This is a genomic window from Mesorhizobium hunchu, from assembly GCF_040081975.1.
Lineage (GTDB): Bacteria > Pseudomonadota > Alphaproteobacteria > Rhizobiales > Rhizobiaceae > Mesorhizobium > Mesorhizobium hunchu.
In genome coordinates this window covers 131,659-154,015 of record NZ_JBEBMG010000005.1, presented here as the reverse complement: position 1 = coordinate 154,015, position 22,357 = coordinate 131,659, and the positions used below count along the sequence as shown (strand labels likewise).

At 64.3% G+C, this 22,357-nt stretch carries 24 protein-coding genes; 19 read left to right on the top strand and 5 right to left on the bottom strand.

The window, feature by feature from the left end; genetic code table 11:
- The first annotated feature begins 89 nt into the window (after positions 1 to 89).
- The 6 genes from putA (at position 90) to ABMA46_RS11115 (ending at position 7,396) form a co-directional block, all read left to right on the top strand.
- Entirely contained in the window at positions 90 to 3,701 is a 3,612-nt protein-coding gene (gene putA / locus ABMA46_RS11140; RefSeq protein WP_348999420.1) for a bifunctional proline dehydrogenase/L-glutamate gamma-semialdehyde dehydrogenase PutA, read from the top strand.
- 183 nt (positions 3,702 to 3,884) lie between these two features.
- Positions 3,885 to 5,288: an L-serine ammonia-lyase gene (locus tag ABMA46_RS11135; protein ID WP_348999419.1), complete on the top strand. Its 1,404-nt coding sequence runs from the start codon at positions 3,885 to 3,887 to the stop codon at positions 5,286 to 5,288.
- Positions 5,289 to 5,434: 146 nt separating this feature from the next.
- Complete coding sequence (locus ABMA46_RS11130) at positions 5,435 to 5,689, top strand: type II toxin-antitoxin system HicA family toxin (RefSeq protein WP_348999418.1); 255 nt, start codon at positions 5,435 to 5,437, stop codon at positions 5,687 to 5,689.
- Positions 5,659 to 6,021 (top strand): type II toxin-antitoxin system HicB family antitoxin, encoded by a 363-nt coding sequence (locus ABMA46_RS11125; protein WP_348999417.1) that lies wholly within the window; start codon positions 5,659 to 5,661, stop codon positions 6,019 to 6,021. The genes ABMA46_RS11130 and ABMA46_RS11125 overlap by 31 nt, the downstream gene beginning before the upstream one ends.
- A 62-nt stretch (positions 6,022 to 6,083) precedes the next feature.
- Positions 6,084 to 6,521, top strand: coding sequence for a DUF1489 family protein (locus ABMA46_RS11120; RefSeq protein WP_348999416.1), 438 nt, complete (start codon positions 6,084 to 6,086; stop codon positions 6,519 to 6,521).
- Positions 6,522 to 6,703: 182 nt separating this feature from the next.
- On the top strand, positions 6,704 to 7,396 hold the full coding sequence (locus ABMA46_RS11115; protein WP_348999415.1) for a J domain-containing protein: 693 nt from the start codon (positions 6,704 to 6,706) through the stop codon (positions 7,394 to 7,396).
- Positions 7,397 to 7,442: 46 nt separating this feature from the next.
- Here ABMA46_RS11115 and ABMA46_RS11110 read toward each other — a convergent pair whose 3' ends face one another.
- Positions 7,443 to 8,765, bottom strand: a complete 1,323-nt coding sequence (locus ABMA46_RS11110) for a D-alanyl-D-alanine carboxypeptidase (protein WP_348999414.1) — start codon at positions 8,763 to 8,765, stop codon at positions 7,443 to 7,445.
- Positions 8,766 to 9,018: 253 nt separating this feature from the next.
- Here ABMA46_RS11110 and ABMA46_RS11105 point away from each other — a divergent pair, with 253 nt between their 5' ends.
- The 5 genes from ABMA46_RS11105 to ABMA46_RS11085 all read left to right on the top strand — a co-directional run bounded on the left by ABMA46_RS11105 (position 9,019) and on the right by ABMA46_RS11085 (position 13,651).
- Complete coding sequence (locus tag ABMA46_RS11105; protein ID WP_348999413.1) at positions 9,019 to 9,357, top strand: phasin family protein; 339 nt, start codon at positions 9,019 to 9,021, stop codon at positions 9,355 to 9,357.
- 267 nt (positions 9,358 to 9,624) lie between these two features.
- Positions 9,625 to 9,951, top strand: coding sequence for an ATP-dependent Clp protease adapter ClpS (gene clpS, locus ABMA46_RS11100; RefSeq protein ID WP_348999631.1), 327 nt, complete (start codon positions 9,625 to 9,627; stop codon positions 9,949 to 9,951).
- A gap of 6 nt (positions 9,952 to 9,957) precedes the next feature.
- Complete coding sequence (clpA, locus tag ABMA46_RS11095) at positions 9,958 to 12,411, top strand: ATP-dependent Clp protease ATP-binding subunit ClpA (RefSeq protein WP_348999412.1); 2,454 nt, start codon at positions 9,958 to 9,960, stop codon at positions 12,409 to 12,411.
- A gap of 149 nt (positions 12,412 to 12,560) precedes the next feature.
- Entirely contained in the window at positions 12,561 to 13,307 is a 747-nt protein-coding gene (locus tag ABMA46_RS11090) for an AzlC family ABC transporter permease (RefSeq protein WP_348999411.1), read from the top strand.
- Positions 13,304 to 13,651, top strand: a complete 348-nt coding sequence (locus ABMA46_RS11085) for an AzlD domain-containing protein (RefSeq protein ID WP_348999410.1) — start codon at positions 13,304 to 13,306, stop codon at positions 13,649 to 13,651. The genes ABMA46_RS11090 and ABMA46_RS11085 overlap by 4 nt, the downstream gene beginning before the upstream one ends.
- Here the strand turns inward: ABMA46_RS11085 and ABMA46_RS11080 are convergent.
- Positions 13,648 to 14,073: an HIT family protein gene (locus tag ABMA46_RS11080; protein ID WP_348999409.1), complete on the bottom strand. Its 426-nt coding sequence runs from the start codon at positions 14,071 to 14,073 to the stop codon at positions 13,648 to 13,650. The genes ABMA46_RS11085 and ABMA46_RS11080 overlap by 4 nt on opposite strands.
- A 27-nt stretch (positions 14,074 to 14,100) precedes the next feature.
- Here ABMA46_RS11080 and ABMA46_RS11075 point away from each other — a divergent pair, with 27 nt between their 5' ends.
- Positions 14,101 to 14,307, top strand: coding sequence for a hypothetical protein (locus tag ABMA46_RS11075; RefSeq protein ID WP_348999408.1), 207 nt, complete (start codon positions 14,101 to 14,103; stop codon positions 14,305 to 14,307).
- Positions 14,308 to 14,317: 10 nt separating this feature from the next.
- Here the strand turns inward: ABMA46_RS11075 and ABMA46_RS11070 are convergent, their stop codons facing one another.
- From ABMA46_RS11070 to ABMA46_RS11060, 3 genes are read right to left on the bottom strand one after another with little or no spacing between them, the layout of a single operon-like run.
- Complete coding sequence (locus tag ABMA46_RS11070; protein ID WP_348999407.1) at positions 14,318 to 15,526, bottom strand: GNAT family N-acetyltransferase; 1,209 nt, start codon at positions 15,524 to 15,526, stop codon at positions 14,318 to 14,320.
- A 52-nt stretch (positions 15,527 to 15,578) separates the two neighbouring features.
- Complete coding sequence (locus ABMA46_RS11065) at positions 15,579 to 16,307, bottom strand: glycerophosphodiester phosphodiesterase (protein WP_348999406.1); 729 nt, start codon at positions 16,305 to 16,307, stop codon at positions 15,579 to 15,581.
- Between the two features lie 3 nt (positions 16,308 to 16,310).
- Positions 16,311 to 16,775 carry a RidA family protein gene (locus tag ABMA46_RS11060; RefSeq protein ID WP_348999405.1) on the bottom strand — a complete coding sequence of 155 codons (465 nt, stop codon included), beginning with the start codon at positions 16,773 to 16,775 and terminating at the stop codon, positions 16,311 to 16,313.
- Positions 16,776 to 16,912: 137 nt separating this feature from the next.
- Between ABMA46_RS11060 and ABMA46_RS11055 the strand changes: the two genes are divergently transcribed.
- The 7 genes from ABMA46_RS11055 (at position 16,913) to ABMA46_RS11025 (ending at position 22,348) form a co-directional block, all read left to right on the top strand.
- The gene (locus ABMA46_RS11055; RefSeq protein ID WP_348999404.1) at positions 16,913 to 17,746 is read left to right on the top strand and encodes a cell envelope integrity EipB family protein; all 834 of its coding nucleotides are present in this window, start codon (positions 16,913 to 16,915) and stop codon (positions 17,744 to 17,746) included.
- A 7-nt stretch (positions 17,747 to 17,753) separates the two neighbouring features.
- On the top strand, positions 17,754 to 18,032 hold the full coding sequence (locus ABMA46_RS11050; RefSeq protein WP_348999403.1) for a DUF4031 domain-containing protein: 279 nt from the start codon (positions 17,754 to 17,756) through the stop codon (positions 18,030 to 18,032).
- A 184-nt stretch (positions 18,033 to 18,216) separates the two neighbouring features.
- Complete coding sequence (gene rpsB / locus ABMA46_RS11045; RefSeq protein WP_348999402.1) at positions 18,217 to 19,032, top strand: 30S ribosomal protein S2; 816 nt, start codon at positions 18,217 to 18,219, stop codon at positions 19,030 to 19,032.
- 136 nt (positions 19,033 to 19,168) lie between these two features.
- Complete coding sequence (gene tsf / locus ABMA46_RS11040) at positions 19,169 to 20,089, top strand: translation elongation factor Ts (RefSeq protein ID WP_348999401.1); 921 nt, start codon at positions 19,169 to 19,171, stop codon at positions 20,087 to 20,089.
- Positions 20,090 to 20,234: 145 nt separating this feature from the next.
- Positions 20,235 to 20,951: a UMP kinase gene (gene pyrH, locus ABMA46_RS11035; RefSeq protein WP_348999400.1), complete on the top strand. Its 717-nt coding sequence runs from the start codon at positions 20,235 to 20,237 to the stop codon at positions 20,949 to 20,951.
- 71 nt (positions 20,952 to 21,022) lie between these two features.
- Positions 21,023 to 21,577: a ribosome recycling factor gene (gene frr / locus ABMA46_RS11030; RefSeq protein ID WP_348999399.1), complete on the top strand. Its 555-nt coding sequence runs from the start codon at positions 21,023 to 21,025 to the stop codon at positions 21,575 to 21,577.
- 39 nt (positions 21,578 to 21,616) lie between these two features.
- The gene (locus ABMA46_RS11025) at positions 21,617 to 22,348 is read left to right on the top strand and encodes an isoprenyl transferase (RefSeq protein WP_348999398.1); all 732 of its coding nucleotides are present in this window, start codon (positions 21,617 to 21,619) and stop codon (positions 22,346 to 22,348) included.
- The last annotated feature ends 9 nt before the right edge of the window (positions 22,349 to 22,357 follow it).

The following is a 22,357-nucleotide window of genomic DNA, read 5'->3' as shown; positions in this document are numbered from 1 at the left end:
TCTTTGGACCACGTTGAAAGCGGCGGTTGTGCTAGGCTCCGTCGTCATTCCGGCGCCGCCGGCCCACATGTGCTTTGCGATGGAACGCCATGGCTACACTCGACTCGATCCGCCAGCAGATTCGCGCCAACTACATCCCTGAAGAGAATGAGGTGCTGCAACGGCTCGTCACAGCGACCGGGTTGGGCGCGGATGAACGCAAGGCGATTTCCAAGCGCGCCGCCGATCTGGTCCGGGCCGTGCGCGGCTCGACCGACCCGAGGCTGATGGAGGTCTTCCTTTCGGCCTACGGCCTCTCCACCAAGGAAGGCGTGGCGCTGATGTGCCTTGCCGAAGCCCTGCTGCGCGTGCCGGACGCCGAGACGATGGACGACCTGATCGCCGACAAGATCGCGCCGCATGACTGGTCGGCGCATTCGGGCGAATCCAGTTCGATCTTCGTCAATGCCTCGACATGGGCGCTGATGCTGACCGGCCGCGTGCTGGAGGAGGGCGAAGGCTCTATCGAGCGCACGCTGCGCGGCATGGTGCGGCGCCTCGGCGAGCCGGTCATCCGTAAGGCGGTGGCGGCGGCGATGCGCGAGATGGGCGAGCAATTCGTGCTCGGGCGCACGATCGAGGAAGCCGTGCGCCGGGGCAGCGCAATGACCCGCAAGGGCTATCTCTATTCCTTCGACATGCTGGGCGAAGCGGCCCGTACCGAGGTGGACGCCCTGCGCTACCTGAAGGCCTATTCGGACGCCATCTCCTCGCTCGACGCCGGCACCAATGGTCCCGAAATCCGGCTTAACCACGGCATTTCGGTCAAACTCTCGGCGCTGCATCCGCGCTACGAGATCCTGCAGAAGGAGACGATGCTGCCGGTGATGTGCGAGCGGCTTCTATCGCTCGCGCTCGACGCCCGCCAGAGCCGCATGGGCCTCAACGTCGATGCCGAGGAAGCCGACCGGCTCGACCTGTCGCTCGACGTCATAGCCAAGGTCCTGGCCGATCCGCGGCTGGCCGACTGGGACGGCTTCGGCGTCGTGGTGCAGGCCTATGGTCCGCGCGCCTTCCACGTGATCGACTGGCTTTACGCGCTGGCGAAGCGGCTGGACCGCACCATCATGGTTCGTCTGGTCAAGGGCGCCTATTGGGACACCGAGATTAAGCGCGCCCAGACGCTCGGCCTGCCGGGCTATCCGGTGTTCACCCGCAAGCCGAACACGGACGTGTCCTACATGGCCTGCGCGCGCAAGCTGCTGTCGATGACGGACCGTATCTATCCGCAATTCGCGACCCACAACGCGCATACCGTCGCGGCCATCCTGTCGATGGCGGGGGACCGCGAAAGTTTCGAGTTCCAGCGGTTGCACGGCATGGGCGAGGCGCTGCACGAGACGGTACGCAAGGCGGAAGGCACGCGTTGCCGCATCTATGCGCCGGTCGGCGCGCATTCCGACCTGCTGGCCTATCTGGTGCGCCGCCTGCTGGAGAACGGCGCCAATTCCTCCTTCGTGCATCAGTTGACCGATGACGACGTGGAACCCGAGGAGATCGCCCGCGACCCGTTTACCGTCGTGGAAACGCAGGGGCTGGCGGCCAACCCTAACATTCCGACGCCGGCCGCGATCTTCAAGGGCGTGCGCAGCAACTCCAAGGGGTTCGATATTACCGATCCGGTCACGCTGGCCGAAATCGACACGGAACGCGAAAAGTTCGCCGCGCCTCACCAATGGCGGGCGAAGCCGCTGACCCGCGCCGCCGGCGCTGGCAAGGCGCGTCCGGTCGTCAATCCGGCGCGTCCGTCAGAGGCTGTGGGCATGATCGCCGAAGCGACGGCGAAGCAGGCAGCTACGGCGGTCGGGTTCGCCGTCAAGGCGCAACCGGCCTGGGCGAAGCGGCCGGTTTCCGAACGCGCCGCCGTCCTGCATCGCGCGGCGGACCTCTATGAGAAGCACGCGGTCGAATTCTTCGCGCTGTGCACCCGCGAGGCAGGCAAGACGCTGGCCGACGGCGTCGCCGAGGTACGTGAGGCGGTGGATTTCCTGCGTTATTATGCAGAGCAGGCGGCCAACGTCGAAGCCGGCACCTCTGCGCGCGGCGCGATCGTCTGCATCTCGCCGTGGAATTTTCCGCTCGCCATCTTCACCGGTCAGATCGCCGCGGCGCTGGTCACCGGCAACGCGGTGCTGGCCAAGCCGGCCGAGCAGACGCCGCTGATCGCCTTCAGGGCGGTCGAGATGCTGCACGAGGCGGGCGTGCCCGCCGATGTCCTCCAGTTGCTGCCCGGTGACGGCCCGTCGGTCGGCGCGCCTCTGACCGCCGACCCGCGCATTGCCGGCGTGTGCTTCACCGGCTCGACCGAGGTCGCCAAGCTGATCGAGAGGCAACTGGCGAAGACGGCTGTGCCTGACGCCATGCTGATCGCCGAGACCGGCGGGCTGAACGCAATGATCGTCGACTCGACGGCGCTTCCCGAACAGGCGATCCGCGACGTGCTCGCCTCCGCCTTCCAGAGCGCCGGCCAGCGCTGCTCGGCGCTGCGCATCCTCTACGTCCAGAAGGATGTCGAGGCGAAGATGCTGGAAATGCTGAAAGGCGCCATGCAGGCGCTCAGGATAGGCGACCCGTGGCTTGCCTCCACCGATGTCGGGCCGGTGATCGACGACGAGGCCAGAACGTCGATCGATGCCTATTGCAACAGGATGTATCTGGATGGCCGACTTGTTTCTGCGCTTGATGCGCCGGAGGGCGGCCGCTTCGTGCCGCCTTCGGTGTTCCGTGTGAAGGGCATCGAGGAGATGCAGCGCGAGGTGTTCGGCCCTGTCCTGCATGTCGCGAGCTTCGACGCCGAGGACATCGACCGCGTCGTCGCCGCGATCAATCGCAAGGGCTATGGCCTGACGTTCGGCCTGCACACGCGCATCGAGGCGCGCGTCCAGCATGTGGTCGACCGGCTGCATGTCGGCAATGTCTATGTCAACCGCAACCAGATCGGCGCGGTGGTCGGCTCGCAGCCCTTCGGCGGCGAGGGCCTGTCCGGCACCGGCCCGAAGGCCGGCGGCCCGCACTACCTGCGCCGTTTCCGCAAGGGACCTGAGACCGGCGCCCATCTGCCCGACGCCCGCAAGGTGACGGCAACGGAATTGGCGGACAACATGCCGGACCCCGCGCTGGGCGGCTGGTCGACGCGCGCGGATCGTATCGCCATCCTGCGCAAGCATCTGCGCGGCAAGGGCGCGGCCGCCATGAATGCGGCGTCGAGCCTGGAATACGGGCAGGTCGATCTGCCCGGCCCGACCGGCGAGGCCAACACCCTGTCGCTGGCGCCGCGGGGCAGGGTGCTGGCACTCGGACCCGACCCCGACACGCTGCTTGCCCAGACGATCCAGGCGCTCGCGGCCGGCAATGCCGTTCTTGCCGTGGCGCCTGGCGCTGGCGCGGCGCTTTCGCCGCTCACCGGCAAGGGGCTGCCGCTGTCTGTGCTGGACGGGCGGCCCGATCCGGTCGAGGCGCGGTCGCTGAAGGTCGACGTGGTGGCCTATTCCGGCACGCCCGAATCGATGCGGACGGTTCGCCGGATCATCGCCGAGCGCGACGGGCCGATCGTGCCGCTGGTCAGCGAGATCTATAATCCGGCCGCCTATGCCCATGAGCGTGCCGTCTGCGTCGACACCACCGCCGCAGGCGGCAATGCGAGCCTGCTGGCCGCAGCCTGACGGCGGACTTCGCGAGCGTTTGCGGTGCGCGGCGGCAGGACAACGCCGTAGCGCCAACCGCTCGCTTCATGTCGCGGCCGGAGCAGGCGAGGTCGGCCGGCGCTCAGCCACGGAACAGGAAACAGTCGAGACTCGCCGCAATTCCTATATAGATCGGTAGTGAACGACGGAGGCTGGCGCAGCGTGTTCCTTTCGGTGTTCGACCTGTTCAAGATCGGTATCGGGCCGTCGAGCTCCCATACGATGGGACCGATGACGGCGGCGCGGCGCTTTCTCGACGAGGTGGCCGGCAACGACTGGCCGCGTCCGGCGGGCGTGACGGTTGAGCGTGTCGGGGCCAGCCTGCACGGTTCGCTGGCCTATACCGGGATCGGCCACGGCTCCGATCGCGCGGTCATCCTCGGCCTCGCCGGCGAAAGCCCGCAGACCGTCGATCCGGACCAGGCGGACGCCATCATCGCGAGGATCGCGGCCGAGAAGAAGATCGTGCCGCCAGGGCATCCGGCCTATCGCTTCGATCCGGCGGCGGATCTCGTGCTCGACAAGAAAACGCCGTTGACGGGTCATGCCAACGGCATGGCCTTCTACGCCTATGATGCCGGCGGGCGGCTTCTCCTGAAGCGGATCTACTATTCGATCGGCGGCGGCTTCGTCGTTTCCGAGGAGGAATTGCAGCGCATGAAGGCGCGCGGCTCGGTGACGACGGAGGGCAGGAAGGTGCCGCATCCGTTCAGGAATGCGGCGGAAATGCTCTCCATGGCGGAGCGAAGCGGGCTTTCCATCGCCGACATGAAGCGCGTCAACGAGGAAACCCACATGACGCGCGAGGAACTGGATTCGGGGCTCGACGCCATCTGGGCGGCCATGAAGGGTTGCATCGACCGGGGGCTGGGCCAGGAGGGCATCATGCCCGGTGGCCTGAAAGTGCGCCGCCGCGCCAAGCAGCTTCACGACAAGCTGCAGGAGCAATGGCAGCAGAACCGACCCAATCCGCTTCTCGCCAACGACTGGCTGTCGATCTATGCCATGGCGGTCAACGAGGAGAACGCCGGCGGCGGCCGCGTGGTCACCGCGCCGACTAATGGCGCGGCCGGGGTGGTGCCGGCGGTGATGCGCTACTGGCTGCATTTCCATCCCGAGGCCGACCAGGCCTCGATCCGCGATTTCCTGCTGACGGCCGCCGCTGTTGGCGGCATCATCAAGTCGAACGCCTCGATCTCGGGCGCCGAGGTCGGCTGTCAGGGCGAGGTCGGTTCCGCTTCGGCGATGGCCGCCGCCGGCTTGTGCGCCGTCATGAGCGGTACGCCCGAGCAGGTGGAGAACGCTGCCGAGATCGCGCTGGAGCATCATCTCGGCATGACCTGCGACCCGGTCGCCGGACTGGTGCAGGTGCCCTGCATCGAGCGCAACGCGCTGGGCGCGGTCAAGGCGGTAACGGCGGCCTCGCTTGCCATCAAGGGCGACGGCAAGCATTTCGTGCCGCTCGATTCGGCCATCGAGACGATGCGCCAGACCGGCCTCGACATGAACGAGAAATACAAGGAAACCAGCCTTGGCGGCCTTGCCGTGAACGTGGTGGAGTGTTGATGCCCTTTTCTACGTTATTCTGGTTGCGCAGCGAAACCTGGATGACGGCCTACGTGTGAACGTCTTCAATCGCCGAGCGCCCAGTAGGCACTTAACCTAGTGATTGCATCTCTTGCGAATGATACCATATATTGGTACTATCTAGTATGAAGCGAAAGCATCAGGGAACACTGACGCAGATTTTCGCCCGACCGGTCAGCGGCACCATTCGCTGGTCGGACATTGAAGGCCTCTTCATCGCCTTGGGCGCGGAAATCAGCGAACGTGAAGGCTCTCGTATCGGCGTTTTTCTTTTCGGCGAGGTCCGGGTTTTTCATCGGCCTCATCCGAGTCCGCAGACCGACAAGGGCGCTGTTGCCAGCATTCGAAAATGGCTGGAAAGCCACGGAATAGAACCATGAAGAACATCATTGAGATCGACAGTCACAAGGCGGTCGTTTCGTTCGATCCTGAAATCGGTATGCTCCGCGGGGAGTTTCTCGGCCTGAACGGGGGCGCGGATTTCTACGCCCGGGATGTCGATCAGCTTTCCCGCGAGGGGGCGGCTTCGCTGCGTATTTTCCTGGAGATGTGCAGGGAGAAAGGCATTTCTCCGTTTCGGGAATTTTCGGGCCGGTTCAATGTGAGGTTGGATCCCAAGACGCACGAAGCGGCGGTCATCGCGGCGGCGGCCGAGAACAAGAGCCTGAACGAATGGGTTGCCAAGGCAATCGAGACGGTGGCCGAAAGCTGACTTCGCTGTGCATAACGCGCCGCATCGTTGAACCTGCGTGTCGGTCCCGCTAAATTCCGGTCATGGCCCTCAACATCATAAAGCTCTGCGTCGGCTGCGACAGCGTCGAGGATCTCGAAGAGTGGATCGCCGAGCGCCTGGAGATCAGGCGGCGTGCCGGGGAGCCTGTCGAGCATTGGCATACAACGCGGATGGTGCCGTCGCGGACGGGCGAGGTGCTGGACGGCGGCTCGCTCTACTGGGTCATCAAGGGTTCGGTCCAATGCCGCCAGCGCATCACCGATATCCGGCCTTTCACGGACGACGATGGCATCGGCCGCTGCCGGCTGATGCTCGATCCGCAGGTCGTGCGCACCCATTGGCAGCCGCGCCGGGCCTTCCAGGGGTGGCGTTACCTCAAGGCCGCGGATGCGCCGGCGGACCTCGGCAGGGGTAGCGCGGGCGTGGCGGCCATGCCGCCGCAACTGCGCCAGGAACTCGCGGAACTCGGGCTGTTGTGACGCGGCATAAAGGCTGGCGTTCCGACCCTTTCAAAGTCATGATTGCTGTCTAAAGCATGTTCGCGAAAGCGGGCGCCGGGCAAGGACATGCCGAGGAAGATGCCTGAGGCGCAGGACGCGACTCCGAGGATCGCGATCCGCTTCAGGAGGAACGTGCGTCGCCGTTTCCGAGGTGGCTGACGATGAATGTGGTTATCGGCATCCTGCTTGTGGTGCTGCTGCTTGCCGTCGGCATTTTTCTGTTCATGCGTGCCAACCCGGCCCGTCTGGCCGGCTCCGTGCGAATGTCTGGCCCCTCGGCCTTGCTATTGGCGGGATTTGGCGCCGCCCTGGCGGGGTGGCCAGCGATAGGCGCTGGGTTTGTCCTTGCGGCCTTGGCCTTCTATGCCCTTCGGAACGGAGCGCGGAGGCCGAGACCGACGAACCAGCGTTCGATGGTGCGCACCGCCGCCCTGGAGATGGAACTCGATCACCGCACGGGCGCGCTGGAAGGGCTCGTGCTTGCCGGACGTGCCGAAGGCCGCATGCTCGGCACGATGTCGCTTCCCGAACTGACGGAACTGTTTAGCGAACTGTCGAGCGACGCCGACAGCCGGCAGTTACTGGAAACGTATCTTGACGCCCGGTTTCCCGCCTGGCGTGCTGACGTGCAGGCGAACGGTGACGATGGGTTGGGCGTTGCGCCAGGTGCGGGCGCCATGACTAAGGAGGAGGCCTACAAGGTCCTTGGTCTTGAGGCGGGAGCCGCCGCGGCGGATGTCCGCAAGGCGCACCGCCGTCTGATGCAGCGCCTGAACCCCGATGTCCACCGCGCTTCGTTCCTGGCGGCGCGGATCGATCAGGCCAAGGACGTTCTTCTCTCCGATCACGGCTGACTCTCCTTCGACGAAAAACTTGCCGGAGTTCATTCCCGCAACGCCGCTACTGCTGAACGGCATAGCAATCGATCTTCTTGCGCTTCAGCGCCTTGCAGGCCTTGAGGGCGGCGGTCTGTGAGCCGAATCCACCGAAGCGCGCGCGGTAGTAGGTGGTGCCGCCATTGTCGAAGGCGACGGTGAAGCTCGACGCGTCGGCCAGCACCGTCGGCGCCTTCTTGGTCGCCTTTTCCAGGAAGGCTTTCGCCTCGGACTGCCGGGGCGAGGAGGCGATCTGCACGACCCATGCGCCTTTCGACACGGATGCGGTGGCAAGCGGGTCGACCTGGCTGGCTTCCGCGTAGGCGGCGACCGTCGCCGTCTTCGCCTCGACGGTATCCACGGTGGTTTGAGCCGTGTCGTCGTCCGCCACCTGCACGACCGGCCGCTTGTCGGGGGTCGGCGCGTCGTGCTTGGGCAGAAGCACCTTGGCGATCGCGGCGACAGGCGAAGAATCGTTCTTTGCCACAAGGTCGCCGCCGCCGCGCGTGCTGGCCTTTGGCAGATAGGTGTGGATCAGCCTGGCCATCTGGTTGTCGCGGGCACGACCGGTTTTGCCGCCCATGACGACTGCGACGAGACGCCGCCCGCCGGTCGAAACCGAGGTCACGAGGTTGAAGCCCGACGCGCGCGTATAGCCGGTCTTGATGCCGTCAACGCCCTTGATCCGGCCAAGCAGGCGATTGTGGCCGTTGATGCGGCGCTTGCCGTACATGAAGGAACGCGTCGAGAAATAACCGTAGTACTGCGGGTAGTGCTCGCGCAACGCTATGCCGAGGATGGCCATGTCGTGCGCCGTGGTGAACTGGCCGGGATTGGGCAATCCGTTGGCGTTGCGGAAAACGGTGCTGTCCATGCCGAGCTGACGCGCCTTGGCGGTCATCATGCGCGCGAAGTTCGCCTCCGAGCCTCCGAGCAATTCACCGAGCGCGGTGGCGGAATCATTGGCCGATTTCGTCACCATCGACAGGATCGCCGTCTCGACGGTGACCGAACCGCCCTTGCGTACGCCGAGCTTGGTCGGCGGTTCCGCGGCTGCGTTGGCGGAGAAGACAACGGGGGTCGATTTTGAGATGCGGCCTTTGTTCAGCGCCTCGAACGTCAGGTACAGCGTCATCATCTTGGTCAGCGACGCCGGGTAGCGACGTCCGTTCGAATCTTTCGAATAGAGCGTCTTGCCGTTCCTGGCGTCGACCACGATGGCCGAATACTGGGCCGCGAAAGCCGCGACTGCGTCGCCCGCCACCAGCGTCGCCGCCAATATAACGATCGCCAATGGCTTGAAGGAAAACCTTGTCCCGGAGACGATGACCGACAACGCGCTACCCACTGTCACTACCCTTGGATTCTTGTTGCAACTGACGGCCGGCAAAGGGTCCGACCTCACTTGCAGGGCACGCTACCAGCGTCAGCGTTACCAATCCGTTTATGGTAACCGGCGCGTTCATACTTTTCGCCGCAATCGATGCGAGCTTTATTCAAATGCGGTGATGGTGGAGAGGAAATTGACTTCTTGTGCGGCGCACCATAGCTTTCATGCATCGCACAATGCCCTGTCGGGCGCTCTTTGAAGGGAGGCCGCGATGACCTACGAGGATTTCACACAGTACAGCAGGGAGTTCGTCGAGAACGGCACGACGAGCCTGAACTCGCTGTCGAGCGGCGCACAGTCGATTGCCGCCGAAGCCAGCGAATACACGCGCAAAAGCGCCGAGGCCGGACAGGATTTCATCGAGGCGCTGTTTTCGGCGAAGTCGATCGAAGACGCGGTCGACATCCAGGCGGGCTACCTCAAAGCGTCCTATGAGACGTTCGTGGCCGAGGCCGGCAAGTTCAGCGCGCTTTACGCCGACCTTGCCAAGAGCGCTTACAAGCCGTTCGAATCATTCGTCGCCACACCGGGCGCCGCCACAGCGGATTGAGCGCGCGAAATCCACCGCGCGAGCCATTGGCGCGGTCTGTCGAAGACCCGGTCGCGACCGCGCGGCCGGGTTTTTTCGTCGCCGTTCGGCCTGGCGGCGGCGAACCGTGAAAATCCGGCCTGATTGCCGACCTAGCCATATTGTCAGCTAAACAGAAGGGCTTAAAATCCTGCATCGAGAACCTACATGTCGGTTTCGCACGAGGATTCGTTTAAGGGCAGCTTTTTCGTGAGCATCAGTCTGGAAGCCGCGACTGGAGCGGTGCGCATGCAGAACGGTGGCGACGGTAATGGAACCGGCCGCGGCACGACCGTCATAACGCGCACCAGGACCAGAACCAAGAAGCCCAGCCTCTACCGGGTCCTCATCCTCAACGACGACTACACACCCATGGAATTCGTGGTCCATGTGCTGGAGCGTTTCTTCCAGAAGGACCGGGAAGCGGCGACCCGCATCATGCTGCACGTCCATAACCACGGCGTCGGCGAATGCGGCGTCTATACATTCGAAGTGGCCGAGACCAAGGTGTCCCAGGTCATGGATTTCGCAAGACAGAACCAGCATCCGCTGCAATGCGTGATGGAAAAGAAGTGAGGAATTATGCCGGCATTTTCGCAGGGGCTTGAAAAGGCGCTTCACCAGGCGCTGACGCTCGCCAACGAGCGGCACCATGAATACGCCACGCTGGAGCATCTTCTGCTGGCGCTCATCGACGACACGGAAGCGGCCGCGGTCATGCGTGCCTGCAACGTCGACCTCGATGAGCTCAAGCAGACGGTGCTGACCTATATCGATACCGAACTCGACAATCTCGTCACCGGCTATGACGAGGATTCCAAGCCGACCGCGGGTTTCCAGCGCGTCATCCAGCGCGCGGTGATCCATGTGCAGTCGTCGGGACGCGAGGAGGTTTCGGGCGCCAACGTGCTCGTCGCCATCTTCGCAGAGCGCGAGAGCCACGCCGCCTACTTCCTGCAGGAACAGCAGATGACCCGCTACGACGCGGTCAACTACATCTCGCACGGCATCGCCAAGCGTCCGGGGTCTTCCGAGAGCCGCACGCCGCGCGGCGCGGAGGAAGAGCAGGGCGCTCCCGGCGCCGAACAGCAGGAAGAGGGCAAGAAGAAACAGCAGGACGCCCTGACGGCCTACTGCGTCAACCTCAACGACAAGGCCCGTTCGGGCCGCATCGACCCGCTGATCGGCCGCACACCTGAGATCAACCGCACCATCCAGGTGCTGTGCCGCCGCTCCAAGAACAATCCGCTCTATGTCGGCGATCCCGGTGTCGGCAAGACGGCGATCGCCGAAGGGCTGGCCAAGCGGATCGTCGAGGGCGACGTGCCGGAAGTGCTTCAGGACGCCACCATCTTCGCGCTCGACATGGGCACGTTGCTCGCCGGCACGCGCTATCGCGGCGACTTCGAGGAGAGGCTGAAGCAGGTGGTGAAGGAACTGGAGGATTTCCCCGGCGCCGTCCTGTTCATCGACGAGATCCATACGGTGATCGGCGCCGGCGCGACCTCCGGCGGCGCGATGGATGCGTCCAACCTGCTCAAGCCGGCGCTGTCCTCCGGCGCGATCCGCTGCATCGGCTCGACCACCTACAAGGAATTCCGCCAGTTCTTCGAGAAGGACCGGGCCTTGGTGCGCCGCTTCCAGAAGATCGACGTCAACGAGCCGTCGGTCGAGGACGCCATCGAGATCATGAAGGGCCTGAAGCCCTATTTCGAGGAATTCCACAAGGTGAAGTACACCACCGACGCCATCAAGGGCGCGGTGGAACTGTCGGCGCGATATATCAGCGACCGCAAGCTGCCGGACAAGGCGATCGACGTGATCGACGAGACCGGCGCCTCGCAGATGCTGGTGCCCGAAGCCAAGCGTAAGAAGACCATCGGCATCAGGGAAATCGAGGCAACGATCGCCACGATGGCGCGCATCCCGCCGAAGACGGTTTCGGCCGACGACGAGAAGGTGCTGGCGGGGCTCGACGTCGAGCTGAAGCGGGTGGTCTATGGCCAGGATACGGCGATCACCGCGCTCACCTCGGCCATCAAGCTCGCCCGTGCGGGCCTGCGCGAACCGGAGAAGCCGATCGGCTCCTACCTGTTCTCCGGCCCGACCGGCGTCGGCAAGACCGAGGTCGCCAAGCAGTTGGCCGCTTCGCTCGGCGTCGAACTGCTTCGCTTCGACATGTCGGAATACATGGAGCGCCATACCGTTTCGCGGCTGATCGGCGCGCCTCCCGGCTATGTCGGCTTCGACCAGGGCGGTCTGTTGACCGACGGCGTCGACCAGCATCCGCATTGCGTGCTGTTGCTGGACGAGGTCGAGAAGGCCCATCCGGACCTGTTCAACATCCTGCTGCAGGTGATGGACCACGGCAAGCTGACCGATCACAACGGCAAGTCGATCGACTTCCGCAACGTGATCCTGATCATGACCACGAATGCGGGCGCCGCGGATGCGCAGCGCGCAGCGATCGGCTTCGGCTCCACAAAACGCGAAGGCGACGACGTGGAGGCGATCAACCGGCTGTTCACGCCCGAGTTCCGCAACCGCCTCGATGCGATCATCCCGTTCGGTTCGCTGCCGGTGCCGGTCATTCATCAGGTCGTGCAGAAGTTCGTCATGCAACTCGAGGCGCAACTGGCCGACCGCGGCGTGACTTTCGAGCTCGAGCCGGACGCGATCGCCTGGCTGGCGGACAAGGGCTATGACGAGCGCATGGGCGCCCGCCCGCTCGGCCGCGTCATCCAGGAGCACATCAAGAAGCCGCTGGCCGACGAGGTGCTGTTCGGCAAGCTCAGGAAGGGCGGCACGGTTCGCATCACCGTCGAGAAGAAGGAGACCGGCGATTCGGGCCTGAAACTCGAGACCTTGGCCGACGACACGCCGGTCAGCCCGAAGAAGGAAGAGCCGGCGGATCGTCCCAAGAGCCGCAAGGCGCCGGTAAAGAAGGCCAAGCCGGCTATTGCGAAGAAACCGGCTGCGAAAGGCAAGGACGGCGGAAAGCGTAGCCTCGTGCCGCAGCTTCCGCGCAAGAACTGATCCTTCCCCTGCTAAACGAGAAAGCCCCGGCGACGGGGCTTTTTCTTTGGCCGAAGTGTCGCCGGTTCATGCCTGCCGGGTGATATCCGCACTTTTGGGCCAATCGTTTTGCGTCGCAGCAAATTGCTTGCCGTGTTAGGTCCCTCCGCATGATGGAGACAGGCGAAACGCAGGTGTCCGAGGCGGACGGATCTCGGGCCTATTGGCTGCTGCGCGGCATGAGCGGCGCGATTTCGCTGCCGGGCCTCATCCTCATCAGTTCGTTCGTGGGCTTCGCGGCGCTGGCCAAGGCGGCGGGGGTAACGGCCGCGCAGGCTGTGTTCATGACGGGCGTCGTCTGGGCGCTGCCCTCCAAGGTCGTTCTTGTCGGCGCTGTCGCGGCCGGCGTGACGCTGCCTGCCGTGGCGCTGGGCGTGACGCTTTCGGCGATACGACTGATGCCGATGGCGATGGCGCTGATTCCCGAATTGCGCAGCGAGCGCACGCCTCGGTGGGTGCTCTATGCGTTGGCTCATTGCGTCGCCGTCACGTCCTGGGTTCTCGCGCTGGAGCGGCTGAAGGACGTGCCCCGCCCTTTGCGCACGACCTATTACGCCGGCCTCGGTTTTACGCTCATCGGCATGAACATGATCGTGGTGGCGGTCGTCTATGCGCTGGCCGATTCCCTGCCGGCTCCGATCTCGGCAGCGCTATTGATGCTCACTCCGATGTATTTCGTGACCTCGTTGTGGGGGTCCGCGCGCGAGCAGGCAGGGCATGTCGCGATGATCCTCGGCGTCGTGCTCGGGCCCCTGTTTCACATCCTCGTTCCGGACGGAGACCTGCTGGCGGCCGGATTGGTCGGCGGTGGCGCCGCCTATGGATGGCACCGCGCGCGCAGGGCGATCGCTTCATGACTTATTTCGGATCCGGCCACTGGTGGTGGCCGTACCTCTTCATCCTGCTTGCCGGCTGGGTCGCCACCGACTTCTGGCGCTTCCTCGGCGTGGCGCTCGGCGGCCGCATGGCGGAGGGGTCGGACCTGCTCGTCCTGGTCCGCTCGGTGGCGACAGCGCTTGTCGCCGGGGTGGTGGGAAACCTCATCGTCTTCCCCGGCGGCGCGCTGGCCACGACGCCGCTGGCGCTCCGCCTCGGGGCTGCGGTCGTCGGCTTTGCCGCCTATTTCGCAAGCGGCAAGCGCATGATCGTCGGCATCCTCGTGGCCGAGGCGCTCCTGATCGCGGGCCTGCTCATGCTCTAACCTTCCAGCGCCGCCTTGATCCTTGCGGCATTGGCGGCCAGCACCTCGGGTTTCTCCATATCGCCGGTATGGGGCCTCAGCGGCACGCCGTCGAAGCGGGGGATGACATGGACGTGGAGGTGATAGACCGTCTGTCCCGACGCCGGTTCGTTGAACTGCATGATGGCGACGCCGTCGGCGGCGAAGGCTTTTTTCACGGCTGAAGCGATCTTCTGCGTGACGGCGAAAAGCGGGCCGAAGGTCGCCGGGTCGGCGTCGAGCAGGTTGCGTGACGGCGCTTTCGGCACGACCAGCGTGTGACCCGTGCCCTGGGGCATCACGTCCATGAAGGCCACGACGTGGTCGTCCTCGTAGACCTTGTGGGACGGCAGGTCCCCGCGCAGGATTTTGGCGAAGATGTTGTCGGGATCGTAGACCGTCATGATGCCTCGCAGGTAGAAGGGACCGGGATGTTTGTCGCCGAAGGCGCGATCGTCAAGTCGGAGTCTCTCATGAAGTGGATCCTTGCCGGATGGCTGCTGTTCATCGTCTCGGCGCTGTTCTTCATCGCGGCGGCGTGGCGGGCGGGCGACATGCTGGCGCTTGCAGGCGGCGTCTTCTTCCTGATCGCATGCTTTTCCTTCCTGGTGCCCATCGTCGGCGAGCGAAAGGTTTGAACAGTGGCGGTCAATCGTGCTCTTCGAGGTCTTTCCTGAAAGGCGTGTGCTCTTCCAGATAATCGCTCATATGTGCCACTTCGCGCCGTTCGCGTTCAAGATAGTCCGCGATCGCATGGCGCAGGCCGGGATGGGCGATATAGTGCGCCGAGTGCATCGTCACCGGCCGGTAGCCGCGCGCCAGCTTGTGCTCGCCCTGCGCCCCCGCTTCGACCACTCTCAGCTTTCGTCCGATGGCGAAGTCGATCGCCTGGTGATAGCAGACTTCGAAATGCAGGAAGGGGTGATCCTCGATGCAGCCCCAGTTGCGGCCGTAGAGCGCGTCCGACCCGATGAAATTGATGGCGCCGGCGACATAGCGGCCGTTACGCCTGGCCATGACGAGCAAAATGTCGTCGGCCATGCTTTCTCCGATCAGCGAAAAGAACTGCCGGTTGAGATAGGGCCGGCCCCATTTGCGGCTGCCGGTATCCGTGTAGAAGGCGTAGAAATCGTCCCACACGCTTTCGGTGATGTCCTTGCCCGTCAGCCTGTCGATAGCGATGCCGTCGGCCAGCGCCTCGCGCCGCTCCTTCTTCAGTGCCTTGCGCTTGCGCGAGGCCAGCGTGGCGAGGAAGTCGTCGTAGGACGAAAAACCCTCGTTGAAGAAGTGGAACTGCTTGTCGGTGCGGTGCAGGAAGCCGGCCGCCTCGAGCGTCGGCAGATCGGTTTCGGGCAGGAACGTAACATGGGCGGAGGACACGCCGGTCCTGTCGGTCACCAGTTTGAGCGCGGCGGCGAGACCTGCCTTCACCGTTCCGGGCGCTTCGTCCCGCGCCACCAGAAGGCGTGGACCCGTCACCGGGGTGAAGGGCACGGAGCATTGCAGCTTCGGATAATAATCGCCGCCGGCGCGCTCGAAGGCGTCGGCCCAGCCGTGGTCGAAGACGTATTCGCCCTGGCTGTGGGACTTCGCATAGCAGGGGACCGCGCCGAGCAGCCGTCCGCCTGCCGTCTCCAAGCGAAGATGGTGGCCCTGCCAGCCGGTGCGCCGGACAGCGCATCCGGAGTCTTCCAAAGCGCTCAGGAAGTCGAAGGAAAGGAACGGGTTGTAGCCGCTTTCCGAAACTCTGGTCGTGCCGCCCAGGCTGTCCCATTCGGCGCGGGTGAACGCGTCGATTGTGGCCGCGACGCGGACCGAATAGTCCGCATCCTTCGCATCCTCAGGTTCCTGGTCCATGACGCTTACTTAAGCGCCCCAGTGTGACGCGCAAGTGTGGTCGTCGTGTTCCTCAGGCAATGCGCATCGTCGCCGGGTCGAAGCCCTCGAAGGTCATCTGGTCGGCGTAGCGGAAAGTCAGGTCGATGGCCGGCTGGTCGCGGATCGTCCAGGTGATCACCGGCATCTTCAGCCTGTCGCGCACGAACGACACGAACGGGTTGGGCAGGTCGCCGGCGGCATAGGAGGTGAAGTCGATCTGGTGCGCCAGCATCGAGAAATGCGCCTCGATCAACTGGTTGTCCTTGCCGTAGGCCGTCAGGCCGGCCGGAATTCCCGGTGCATATCTGGCGAAGTCGCGGATCAGCCAGTGATCGAAGGACATGATCGCGACCTTGCCGTCATAGGTTTCGAGCAGCCTGCCGACGCTTTCGACCAGCCCGTCGTCATGGCCGGGAGTACCCTTTACCTCGATGACCAGCGGCACCCGCCCGGCCACGAGGTCCAGCGTCTCCTTCAACGTTGGAAAATGATCAGCCGTGCCGCCTACCTTCATGGCGCCGATCTCGGCGGCGGTGCGCTGCCACACGAAGCCGTCACGGTCGGCCAGACGCTGGAAATTGTCGTCATGGATGACGACCGGCACGCGATCGGCGGAAAGATGCACGTCGCATTCGATGGCGAAGCCGCGCTCCACCGCCGCCGCGAATGCCGACAGCGTGTTTTCCCAGCATTGCTTGTTGAGATCGTGATAGCCGCGATGCGCGATCGGCTGCGCGGTCAGCCAGGAAAAGTCGCCCATAAGCTACTCGACCTCGATGACGGCTTCGATCTCGACGGCTGCGTTAAGGGGTAGGGCCGCCATGCCTACCGCCACGCGGGCATGCTTTCCGCGCTCGCCGAGCACGGCCGCGAACAGGTCGGAGGCGCCGTTGCCGACCAGGTGCTGCTCGGTAAAGCCCGGCGCCGAAGCGACGTAGATATTGATCTTGACCAGCCGCCTGATCCTCTCCAGGTCGCCGAGCGCCGCCTTGGCCTGCGCCAGAACGTTGATCGCGCAAAGCTTTGCCGCTTCCTGGCCGGCCGCCGTGTCGAGGTCGCGGCCGAGCAGGCCCGTCGCCGCCAGCTTGCCGTCCTTCATCGGCAATTGGCCGGAGGGAAAAAGCAAATTGCCGCTCAACACGAACGGAACGTAGTTCGCCGCGGGCGCGGCGGCGGCCGGGATGACGATGCCCATATCCGCCAGCCGCTTTTCGATTGTTTCGCTCATGCTATTTCCCTATTGCTTGATGGAGCCGTGTCGGTTGGGGCGAAATTGCTATTTTTGCCTCGCTTCCGCCACGACTTTTTTTAACGTGGTCCATCTTTCCCTGCGGCTTGCCCCAGCCGCGAGCCCGGAGCCCGCCCATGCGCGCAGCGCGCGTTCTTCTTTCTTCGACAGTGCTTGCCCTTGCCGTGGCGATCCAGCCGGCGGCCGCACTTCCGCTGCTTCAGCCGCACCGGGCCGTCTATGACCTGTCGCTCGACAAGGCGAGCGATCGCTCCGGAATCACGGGACTTACAGGACGCATGGTCTATGAGTTCAACGGTTCGCCCTGCGAAGGCTATACCGTCAAGTTCCGCTTCGTCACTCAGATCGACACCAGCGACAATTCGCGCCTGACCGACCAGCAGACCACGACGTTCGAGGACGCGAAGGGCAAGACCTTTTCCTTCGTGACCAAATCCTTCGTCGACCAGGCGCTCGACAAGGAGGTGAAGGGAACGGCGACGAAGGACGCCAAAGGCGTCAGGGTCGCGCTCGACAAGCCGGAAAAGCAGACCCTGAACCTCGGGCCGACCCAGTTCCCGACCCAGCATCTGGAAGAGCTGATCGGCAAGGCCGAGAAGGGGGAAACCTTCTATCAGACCAACCTGTTCGACGGATCGGAGGACGCGGACCGGATCATGAGCACGACGGTCATCGTCGGCAAGCCGGTGGTGGCAGCCAAGGACGATCCTGAACTGCCGGCGCTCAACAAGCTCGCCAAGGACAAATACTGGCCGGTCGACATCGCCTATTTCGACGACAGCAAGGCAGGCGACGGCGAGGAATTGCCGGAATACCGGATCAGCTTCAAGCTGAATCCCAATGGCGTCACGCGTGACCTGACGATGGACTATGGCGAGTTCTCGATGACCGGGAAACTGGTCAATCTGGCGCTGTTCAACGCCAGCCCGAAGAAAGCCTGCAACCAGTAGGCCGCTCGTGGCTGTCTATGTCGACGCGGCGATATGGCGCTACGCCGGGCGGCGCTGGTGCCACATGCTTGCCGACGACGAGGCGGAACTCCATCGTTTCGCCGCGCATCTGGGCGTGAAGCGATCGTCCTACCAGGGGCCGCCGAAGACGTCCGCGCCGCATTACGACATCACCGGGCTGGAGCGTGACCGCGCGGTCCGGTTCGGCGCCGTCGAATGCAGCCGCGAGGAGATCGTCGCGGTGTTCCGGCGCGTGAGGGTGAAGGGCGGAAAGGTCAGACGATAGAGCGTGTTTGCCCGAGTCTGTCCGTCGCGCTTGCATTTGCGGTGCTTCCCCTCTATATGCCGCCGCATTCCACACACGGACTTTGGTTTCCGACCGGGAGAAATCCGGAGGCGACCGCCGGTGGCGCAAGGGGCTGTTCCCGAACGCCGTTGTCCGTGGAGGCCAACCGGAAAGGAACTTTTGAATGGCTCTGCCTGATTTCAGCATGCGCCAGCTTCTGGAAGCTGGTGTTCATTTCGGCCACCAGACCCACCGCTGGAACCCGAAGATGGCGCCTTATATCTACGGCGCCCGCAACAACATCCACATCATCGACCTGTCGCAGTCGGTTCCGCTGCTGCATCAGGCGCTCAAGCAGGTTTCCGACACCGTCGCCCGCGGTGGCCGCGTGCTGTTCGTCGGCACCAAGCGCCAGGCCTCGGACATCGTGGCCGACGCCGCGCAGCGCTCGGCACAGTATTACGTGAACTCGCGCTGGCTCGGCGGCATGCTGACCAACTGGAAGACGATCTCCAATTCGATTTCGCGCCTGCGCAAGCTCGACGAGATGCTGTCGAGCGGCGAGGCCCAAGCCTTCACCAAGAAGGAGCGCCTCAACCTCGACCGCGAGCGCGAGAAGCTCGACAAGGCGCTGGGCGGCATCAAGGACATGGGCTCGACGCCGGACCTGATGTTCGTGATCGACACCAACAAGGAGGCGATCGCCATCCAGGAGGCCAAGCGCCTCGGCATTCCGGTCGTGGCCATCGTCGATTCGAACTGCGATCCGGACAAGGTCGACTTCCCGATCCCCGGCAATGACGACGCGGCGCGCGCCATCCAGCTCTACTGCGACCTGATCGCGAAGGCCGCCATCGACGGCATCGCCCGTCAGCAGGGCGCGCTGGGCGTCGATGTCGGCGCTGCGGAAGAGGCTCCTGTCGAGCCAGCCATCGAAGAAGCTCCCGCGGCGGTAGCCCCGGCGACGGAGGCTCCGGCCGCCGATTCCTCGGAAGGCTGAGCGAAAGCCGGTGATCCGGCTTTCATCTTCCTGAAATTCGGGCGCGCTATCGCGCCCTAGGCGGCGCATCATCGGGGTTCGATGGTGCGCCAGCGCATTCGTACCGAATGCGTCCGTTTGAGACAAAGAGGCGACAATGAGCATTTCAGCAGCACAGGTCAAAGAACTGCGCGACCTGACCGGCGCAGGCATGATGGATTGCAAGGCGGCGTTGGCGGAGACCGGCGGCGACATGGAGGCGGCGGTCGACTGGCTGCGCGCCAAGGGCATCGCCAAGGCCGACAAGAAGGCCGGCCGCACCGCCGCCGAGGGCCTGATCGGCGTCGACGCCGGCGTTCGCGAGGCGGCGATCGTCGAGGTCAATTCCGAGACCGATTTCGTGGCCCGCAACGAGGCCTTCCAGCAGATCGTGGCGAATGTCGCCAAGGTCGCGCTGGCCTATGGCGACACCGACGCCGTGGCGAACGCGAAATATCCGGGCTCCGACAAGTCGGTCACCGATACGATCCGTGACGCCGTCGGCACCATCGGCGAGAACCTGGGCTTCCGCCGCTCGCAGAAACTGGCCGTTTCGCAGGGCGCGGTCGCGACCTATATCCACAACGCGGTGGCCGACAATCTCGGCAAGCTGGGCGTCCTGGTGGCCATCGAAACCACCGGCGATGCGCACAAGGCCGGCGCCTTTGCCCGCCAGGTCGCCATGCACGTGGCCGCCACTAATCCGCTGGCGCTGTCGACCGACGAGCTCGACCCGGCTGCGGTCGAGCGTGAGAAGGCGATCTTCTCCGAGCAGGCGCGCGCTTCCGGCAAGCCCGAGAACGTCATCGAGAAGATGATCGAGGGCCGGCTGCGCAAGTTCTACGAGGAAGTGGTGCTGCTCAAGCAGGCCTTCGTGATCAATCCCGACCTGACGGTCGAGAAAGCGCTCAAGGAAGCCGAAAAGGAAATCGGTGCGCCGGCGAAGATCACCGCCTACGTTCGCTTCGCGCTGGGCGAGGGCATCGAGAAGGAAGAGAGCGATTTCGCGGCGGAAGTCGCGGCGGCTGTCAAGAAGTAAGCCGTTCCCTCAGAACCTGTTGACGAAGGGCGCCGCGTGACATCGCGGCGCCCTTCGTGTATCGGGTCGGAATCACGAAACCAGTAAGTAGCCATCGGGCCGGTTCGCCGTCCGGTCGGGCGCATGAGAAAACCCCGGGGGTCAGATGAAGCCGCTTTACCGACGTGTTCTCCTGAAAGCGTCGGGCGAAGCCCTTATGGGGGAGCAGCATTTCGGCATCGACGTGTCGGTCGTCGACCGCATCGCCGCCGACATCGCCGAGGCGCGCTCGCTGGGTGTCGAGGTTGGCGTGGTCATCGGCGGCGGCAACATCTTCCGCGGCGTGGCGGTGGCGTCCAAGGGCGGAGACCGCGTCACCGGCGACCATATGGGCATGCTGGCGACGGTCATCAATTCGCTGGCCCTGCGCACTTCCCTGATCAAGATCGGCGTCGACGCCGTGGTGCTGTCGGCGATCGCCATGCCGGAACTGTGCGAAAGCTTCTCGCAGCGCCAGGCCACCGCCTACATGAACGAGGGCAAGGTTGTCATCTTCGCCGGCGGCACGGGCAATCCGTTTTTCACGACCGATTCAGCCGCCGCGCTTCGCGCCGCCGAGATCGGCGCCGATGCGCTGTTCAAGGGAACGCAGGTCGACGGCGTCTATTCGGCCGACCCGAAGAAGGATCCGGCCGCCACGCGCTTCGAGCGCATCAGCCATGCCGAAGTCATCAATCGCGGCCTTTCCATCATGGATACGGCTGCGATTGCGCTTGCGCGCGAAAACCACATTCCCATAATCGTCTATTCAATCCACGAGAAAGGCGGCTTCGGGGAGATACTCAAGGGTGGCGGCCGTTGCACGGTCGTCGCCGACGATTGACACAGGGGCTTGGTGACAACAAGGGTCACGCCTGAATTCAGTGGGCCCGCAAAAGGGCCGGGGAGACGACGATGAGCGGCGACTACAACGATCTCAAACGACGCATGGACGGGGCCATCGCCGCCTTCAAGCAGGATCTGGCGTCGCTGCGCACCGGGCGCGCTTCCTCCAACCTGCTCGATGCGGTCCAGGTGCAGGCATACGGCACGGCCATGCCGATCAACCAGGTGGCGACGATCTCGGTGCCTGAGCCGCGCATGATCTCTGTTTCCATCTGGGACAAGTCGATGGTCGGGGCTGTCGACCGGGCGATCCGCGAATCCAATCTCGGCTTCAATCCGATCGTCGACGGCACCAACCTGCGCATCCCGCTGCCTGAGCTCAACGAGCAGCGGCGCAAGGAACTGGTCAAGATTTCGCACGGCTATGCCGAGAATGCCCGCGTCGCGGCGCGCCATGTCCGGCGCGACGGCATGGACTTCCTCAAAAAGTCCGAAAAGGACGGCGATATCAGCGAGGACGATCAACGCAAAGCATCCGACCGCGTGCAAAAGCTGACCGACGAGACGATCTCCACCATCGACAGCCTGCTTGCCGAAAAGGAAGCGGAAATCATGCAGGTTTAGGGTCGGCGGCCGTCGCGGCCCCGGTTCGAAAGCGAGACCATGACAACCTACGGGGCAACCCCCGCGCATGTCGCGATCATCATGGACGGGAACGGCCGCTGGGCCAAGGCGCGCGGCCTGCCGCGCCTTGCCGGCCATCGCGCCGGCGTCGAGGCCTTGCGCCGGACGGTCCGTGCAGCGCCGGGCCTCGGCATAGCCTATCTGACGGTCTACGCGTTTTCCTCCGAGAACTGGTCGCGCCCGCAATCCGAAGTCAGCGACCTCATGGGGCTGCTGAAAATCTTCATTCGCCGCGACCTTGCCGAACTTCACCAGAATGGCGTGAAAGTCGTCGTCATCGGCGACAGGGCCACTCTCCAGCCCGAGATCCGCAGCCTCCTGGAGGAGGCTGAATTGCTGACCGCGGGCAACGGCGCGCTCACGCTGGCGATCGCCTTCAACTACGGCGGCCGCGACGAGATCGCGCGCGCCGCTCGCAAGCTCGCCCTGAGCGTTGCGCGCGGTGAGATCGATCCCGAGGACATCACGCCCGCCGCGTTCTCCAGCGCGCTCGACACGGCCGGCATTCCCGATCCGGAACTGGTGATCCGCACCAGCGGGGAATTGCGCCTGTCGAACTTCCTGTTGTGGCAGGCGGCCTACAGCGAACTGGCGTTCCTGCCCTGCTACTGGCCCGATTTCAGCGCCGACCATCTCGCCGAAGCCGTGCGGGAGTTCGGCCGCCGCGAGCGCCGCTTCGGCGGGCTGGCGCCGCAAGACGTCGCCCTGTGAGCGGCGGGA